General features: G+C 50.6%; 2 tRNA genes. Both read right to left on the bottom strand.

Features of this window, described 5'->3' with window-relative positions:
* Nucleotides 1-61: 61 nt before the first annotated feature.
* Nucleotides 62-137 (bottom strand) — tRNA-Ala (locus tag PSSD_RS26050).
* A gap of 149 nt (nt 138-286) precedes the next feature.
* Nucleotides 287-363, bottom strand: a tRNA-Ile gene (locus PSSD_RS26045).
* Nucleotides 364-393: the final 30 nt, after the last annotated feature.

Genomic DNA, 393 nt, shown 5'->3' with positions numbered 1-393 from the left:
ATAATACTTCGCAGCACACCGTTGCCGATACACTCTGAAGTATTGTTTTGAGTCACTGTAATGGTGGAGCTAAGCGGGATCGAACCGCTGACCTCCTGCGTGCAAGGCAGGCGCTCTCCCAGCTGAGCTATAGCCCCATACAGTTACTGCAGAGACCATCTACTACCACTCACCAGGAGTCACATCCTTCTCACGAAGAATGCTAATTTCTTCTCAGGCAAGGCAAAGGGTCGCGACGTATAGCTGACTATACGAGCGGCGCTTTAACACAGCATGAGGAGAAATTTGGTAGGCCTGAGTGGACTTGAACCACCGACCTCACCCTTATCAGGGGTGCGCTCTAACCACCTGAGCTACAAGCCTGTAGAGGTTTTTTCTGCTCGTTACTTTTCT

The sequence above is a fragment of the Type-D symbiont of Plautia stali genome (genome assembly GCF_001485335.1).
GTDB lineage: Bacteria > Pseudomonadota > Gammaproteobacteria > Enterobacterales > Enterobacteriaceae > Pantoea > Pantoea vagans_C.
Note: the sequence above shows the minus strand (reverse complement) of the source record. Positions and strands in the feature narration are given on the sequence as shown.